6 protein-coding genes are annotated in these 4341 nt (G+C 38.9%); 4 read left to right on the forward strand and 2 right to left on the reverse strand.

Translation table 11 applies throughout. The features are described 5' to 3' along the window. Positions 1 to 25 precede the first annotated feature (25 nt). Positions 26 to 685: a hypothetical protein gene (locus CAG58_RS06185; protein ID WP_161439703.1), complete on the forward strand. Its 660-nt coding sequence runs from the start codon at positions 26 to 28 to the stop codon at positions 683 to 685. 139 nt (positions 686 to 824) lie between these two features. Here CAG58_RS06185 and CAG58_RS06190 read toward each other — a convergent pair whose 3' ends face one another. Together CAG58_RS06190 and CAG58_RS06195 are read right to left on the reverse strand one after the other, a co-directional pair. Beyond that, positions 825 to 1322: a GNAT family N-acetyltransferase gene (locus CAG58_RS06190; protein ID WP_010319335.1), complete on the reverse strand. Its 498-nt coding sequence runs from the start codon at positions 1320 to 1322 to the stop codon at positions 825 to 827. Further along, complete coding sequence (locus tag CAG58_RS06195) at positions 1319 to 1591, reverse strand: type II toxin-antitoxin system TacA family antitoxin (protein WP_161439704.1); 273 nt, start codon at positions 1589 to 1591, stop codon at positions 1319 to 1321. The genes CAG58_RS06190 and CAG58_RS06195 overlap by 4 nt, the downstream gene beginning before the upstream one ends. A 917-nt stretch (positions 1592 to 2508) precedes the next feature. Here CAG58_RS06195 and CAG58_RS06210 point away from each other — a divergent pair. The 3 genes from CAG58_RS06210 (at position 2509) to CAG58_RS06225 (ending at position 4338) form a co-directional block, all read left to right on the forward strand. Continuing rightward, complete coding sequence (locus tag CAG58_RS06210) at positions 2509 to 2985, forward strand: GNAT family N-acetyltransferase (RefSeq protein ID WP_161439706.1); 477 nt, start codon at positions 2509 to 2511, stop codon at positions 2983 to 2985. Between the two features lie 138 nt (positions 2986 to 3123). Beyond that, positions 3124 to 3495 (forward strand): MazG nucleotide pyrophosphohydrolase domain-containing protein, encoded by a 372-nt coding sequence (locus CAG58_RS06220; protein WP_161439707.1) that lies wholly within the window; start codon positions 3124 to 3126, stop codon positions 3493 to 3495. 138 nt (positions 3496 to 3633) lie between these two features. Next, positions 3634 to 4338, forward strand: a complete 705-nt coding sequence (locus CAG58_RS06225) for a hypothetical protein (protein WP_161439708.1) — start codon at positions 3634 to 3636, stop codon at positions 4336 to 4338. Positions 4339 to 4341 lie beyond the last annotated feature (3 nt).

A 4341-nucleotide genomic window follows, 5' to 3' on the forward strand; every position in this document is an offset into this window, starting at 1 on the left:
CGGGCGTTAGGGCTCCGGAGGAAAAATGACATTAGAAGAATATGAAAAAGCTATAGCTAATTGGTTTGTAGAAAAAGTAAAACCAATTGGTGAGGCTATGCTTGCAGGTGAAACGCCTGAAGATTATAAAACGGAATACTTTCCAATGCTCCTAGACGGCTTTAAAGGGGTATTTGATTCATTTGAAGCTATGAAATTTTCATTAACGTTGTTGAAGTCAGACTTTCCCGTATCTGAAAGTGTGCCCCGAGAAAAGTACTTAGAGTATGTAGTTCATGCATTTTATAGCGATTGTTATGTACTCAAAGAGTTGCTCAAAGGTTATACAAATAGAATCCAAAAAGTCTATGGCAGGGCACTTCCTAATGAATCTGTAAAGTTACGACTTGAACCGGTTTTTGATGCATTGTCGAACGATATTGAACCACTGATGAATATACGTAATTCTCATGTGCATCAAGAGAGGTTTCAGGGAGGTGGCTTAAGTCAACTATCGGGGCTATCTCTTGCTGCGCAGTTTGAAGATTCACTAGCAGATGCAAGTGATGAAGCATTTAAAGTTTTTTTAGATCAATGGGTTAAATATTTTGAGCGTGTTATTGGCATATATACAGGGTTGCTAGACGAGTGCATTGACCATATTTCGGAAATAGTGTTAGTAGATGGTGTGGTACGAGAGCCCTAACAAGGCGTTCAAGAGGGATTCGCAACGCGCGGCATTTTCGTTATGCATTGATTTTATTGGTTTTTAGTGCAATGCGGTTAGTTGGTCGTTGCGTTGCTCACCCCTTAACGCGGCGTTAGCTTGCTTAAGGCTAGCAATACTAGCCTAAACTTGCCCTAATATCTGAAATGGTGATAAATAGCTTATTTTCTGCATCTTGAAACGCTTTAAAACCATAGCGCTCATAGAAATGTTTAGCGCCATCTTTTGCGTCAACAATAACGACGGGGAATGCCACGCTATCACTAGCGGCTAGTAGTTTTCGTAGAGCATCGATAAGTAACCACTCGCCAAATCCTTTACCTTTATAGCGCTCGTCGATAGCTAAGCGAGCAATGAGTCCACCAGACGTTGATGATTGATGCTTTTTCTGTAACTTATCGGGTAAAGCTTTTAGGTCAATGGGTGTCATTGTTAAAGTGTAAAAACCGATGATAAGTGAGGTGTTATTTTCATCCTCTAAAACAAATGTTCGGGTATTATCTTTTTTAGCTTGCTGACTTGCCATGACTTTCAAATAGTTATTAAGCGCATCAATTCCGCAGTTGAATCGGTTTCTGTCGTGTTTATCTTTATCGAGTAATACCGTTTTCATCATTGGTTTTTGGCCTCATAACGTTCGGCGGCAGTTTTAAGCTTTTGATTTAATGTTGTTGGTTTATCGAGAGCTTCCATAAGTAAAATGGCGTCTGCTTGGCTTAATTTTAGTGTTTGCTCACGTTCAATCACTTGTTTTGCTTTTTCGATTGCAGCATTGAGTACAAATGAGTTAATACTAGACATGCCAGCGAGAGCAGCCGCTTTGGTTAATAAGTTTTGTGTATCGACATCAACTCTCGCAGTGATACGAGGTAAAGTGGTAGCCATAGTGTGTTCTCCTTTGTGTCAAAATGTCACACCCTTATTATGGTGTTTAAATATACAAAAAGCAATTGTTGTGTCACTTTGGCACGCAAGCTAACAAACGCTTCAAGAGGGACTTCCAACGCGTGGCATTTTTATTGTGCGTTGATTTCGGTGGTTTTAGTGTTATGCGGAAACTTGGTAGTAGCGTTGTCAGCCCCTTAAGCGGGCGTTATGCTTTATTGAGCCTCAGCAAAATCAATATATAAATTTTAATGGGAAAACTTAGTCTGATTTAGAGGTTTTCCTATTCTAATTTATTGATATTATGAGTTTATTGTTCTTTTTGGTGGCTATTGAAAGTTGAACGATGCTTGTGTTTTGTCGGCCAGCTCTGCTCTGATAAATTGTGCACGCAAAAGGTTCGATTGTCGCTGAAAGGCCTCTTTCTTTGGTGTTGCTTGTTCATTGATTCCACCGGCTATTTCGCTTCAGCATGTTTGGGATCTCATGAACATCTTGCTTGCTGAAAGTGTTTGGTTAGCGCAAGTTTATCGATGATTTTGCGTTTTTTCCGGCTCTGCTCTGATAAATTGTGCACACAAAAGGTTCATTTGTCGCTGAATGGTCTCTTTCTTTGGTGTTGCTGGTTCATTGATTCCGCAGGCTAATTTGCTTCAACTTGTTTGGGATCTTATCGACAACAATGATTGCTGAAAGTAGGCTGGTTTGCCATTTTGAGTTAAACTGCTTCGAACAAATGAATTTTGTAAAAGTTTAATGTAATCAATGAGTAATAAAGCATAACAAACGCTTCAAGAGGGACTTCCAACGCGTGGCATTTTTATTATGCGTTGATTTTGGTGGTTACGGTGTTATGCGGAAAGTTGGTAGTAGCGTTGTCAGCCCCTTAAGCGGGCGTTATAACCTAATGGGAAATCATGAACTTAGAAGAGTTTCAAGAATCGGATTTTGACCTGCTTATAAAATGGATTGACTCAGATGAGTTGAACTATTTGTGGGGTGGTCCAGCGTATGTTTTTCCGTTGACTTATGAACAGATTCACTCCCACTGTAGCAAAGCAGAAGTATTTCCCTATCTGCTAAAAGTGAACGGTAGACATGCTGGGTTTGTTGAGTTGTACAAAGTCACCGATGAGCAATATCGGATTTGCCGTGTGTTTATTTCAAATGCTTATCGTGGGCAAGGACTATCAAAATCGATGTTGATGTTATTAATCGATAAAGCCCGATTAGATTTTTCTGCAACCAAGCTTAGCTTAGGCGTTTTTGAACAGAACACGGTTGCTAGAAAATGTTATGAGTCATTAGGTTTTGAAGTGGTTTCGACAGAAATTGGTACAAGAGCTTTTAATGGTAAGCTATGGGATCTGGTGCGAATGGAAAAACGGTTATAACAAACGGTTCAAGAGGGACAACCAACGCGTGGCATTTTTATTATGCGTTGGTTTTTGTGGTTACAGTGTTATGCGGAAGCTTGGTAGTGGCGTTGGTTGCCCCTTAACCGGGCGTTATGTGTTTTCGCAGGAGATGGAATGCAACATATTGATAAATTGATAGAAATTGCAAAAAGAAAGTCAAATTTCGATGAAAATAACTCATGGTATCAAGGTTCTTCGACTTATTTGGTTGAAATAAAAAAAGAAGTTGATGAGGTTATTGAAGAGATCCCAAAAGATCGTTTGTGTTATCTCGAAGATGAATTAGGTGATGTTCTTTGGGACTACTTGAATGCTGTGCTATCACTTCAGAAAGAAAAAGGTATCAACCTTGACTCAATTATCGAAAGAGCTTGCCGAAAGTATGATGAGAGGATAACGGCAATTGAAAGTGGTATTTCGTGGGATGAAGTTAAAGAGAAGCAGAAAAGTGAATTAGCCCGAGAACAATCGTTACAACACACATAACAAACAATTCAAGCAGACCCTCAACGCGTGGCATTTTTGTTTTGCGTTGAGTTTGGTGATTATGGTGTTGTGCTGAAAGTTGGTAGTTGCGTTTCGGGCTACTTAATTGGGCGTTAAGCTGTAATAGGATTTGATGATATGTTTATAAAAACAAAGGAAATTTTAGAATCTTCAGAATCAATGTTACTAGGATTCTCAATTAATCGAAGTTTGTTGAAACCAGTTCAACGGCTTTTTATATATCCTTTGGTTTTCTTAAAGGTTGGCTTTGGTGACTTCACCAAGCCTATGGCTGTATGGTCTTTCACTAGTTTTGGATTGTTTGTGATATTGGCCATGCTCTCATCAAGTATAGAAATGTCGCAAGACATATTTCTTATATTATTCAATATCTGTATATGGGGGATTTTGTTATTAACAACTTTTTCTACGCCCAGTAGTTACGCGTTCTATGGGGCGACAGAGGCTAGTATTAAAAAAATTGTTGGTATACTTGATGAAAATCAAGTTCAAAGTAGGTCAGATATAGAGCTATTAGAAAGTAATCTTGAGAAAGTTGAACAACGTATTGATGATCGAGTGAAGTTCTATAAATGGATAATAGGAGCTTTTTGGGGAGGATACCTATTAATGCTTAACTTGCAGCTACGTCTTTTAAGTTTGTCAGGCCAAAAGCTAGAAGAGGAATTCATCAATAGCAGATTTGAAGAGTTTTCGTATGTAGTTTTGTTTACAGCATTTGCTTTACTAGCAATGATCAGTTACAAACGCGCATCAAACATGTTGATAGCAAACCTCCAATATGCATGCGTTGATCAAAAAGCTCGTTACCCAACAGCTTAACAA

Origin of the sequence: Vibrio sp. V31_P5A7T61 (assembly GCF_009904895.1) — a bacterium.
Lineage (GTDB): Bacteria > Pseudomonadota > Gammaproteobacteria > Enterobacterales > Vibrionaceae > Vibrio > Vibrio metschnikovii.

Excerpts from the sequence above, each read along its gene's own strand:
- CAG58_RS06185 (WP_161439703.1), top strand. The coding sequence starts at position 26 with ATGACATTAGAAGAATATGAAAAAGCTATAGCTAATTGGTTTGTAGAA.
- CAG58_RS06190 (WP_010319335.1), bottom strand. The coding sequence starts at position 1,322 with ATGATGAAAACGGTATTACTCGATAAAGATAAACACGACAGAAACCGA.
- CAG58_RS06195 (WP_161439704.1), bottom strand. The coding sequence starts at position 1,591 with ATGGCTACCACTTTACCTCGTATCACTGCGAGAGTTGATGTCGATACA.
- CAG58_RS06210 (WP_161439706.1), top strand. The coding sequence starts at position 2,509 with ATGAACTTAGAAGAGTTTCAAGAATCGGATTTTGACCTGCTTATAAAA.
- CAG58_RS06220 (WP_161439707.1), top strand. The coding sequence starts at position 3,124 with ATGCAACATATTGATAAATTGATAGAAATTGCAAAAAGAAAGTCAAAT.
- CAG58_RS06225 (WP_161439708.1), top strand. The coding sequence starts at position 3,634 with ATGTTTATAAAAACAAAGGAAATTTTAGAATCTTCAGAATCAATGTTA.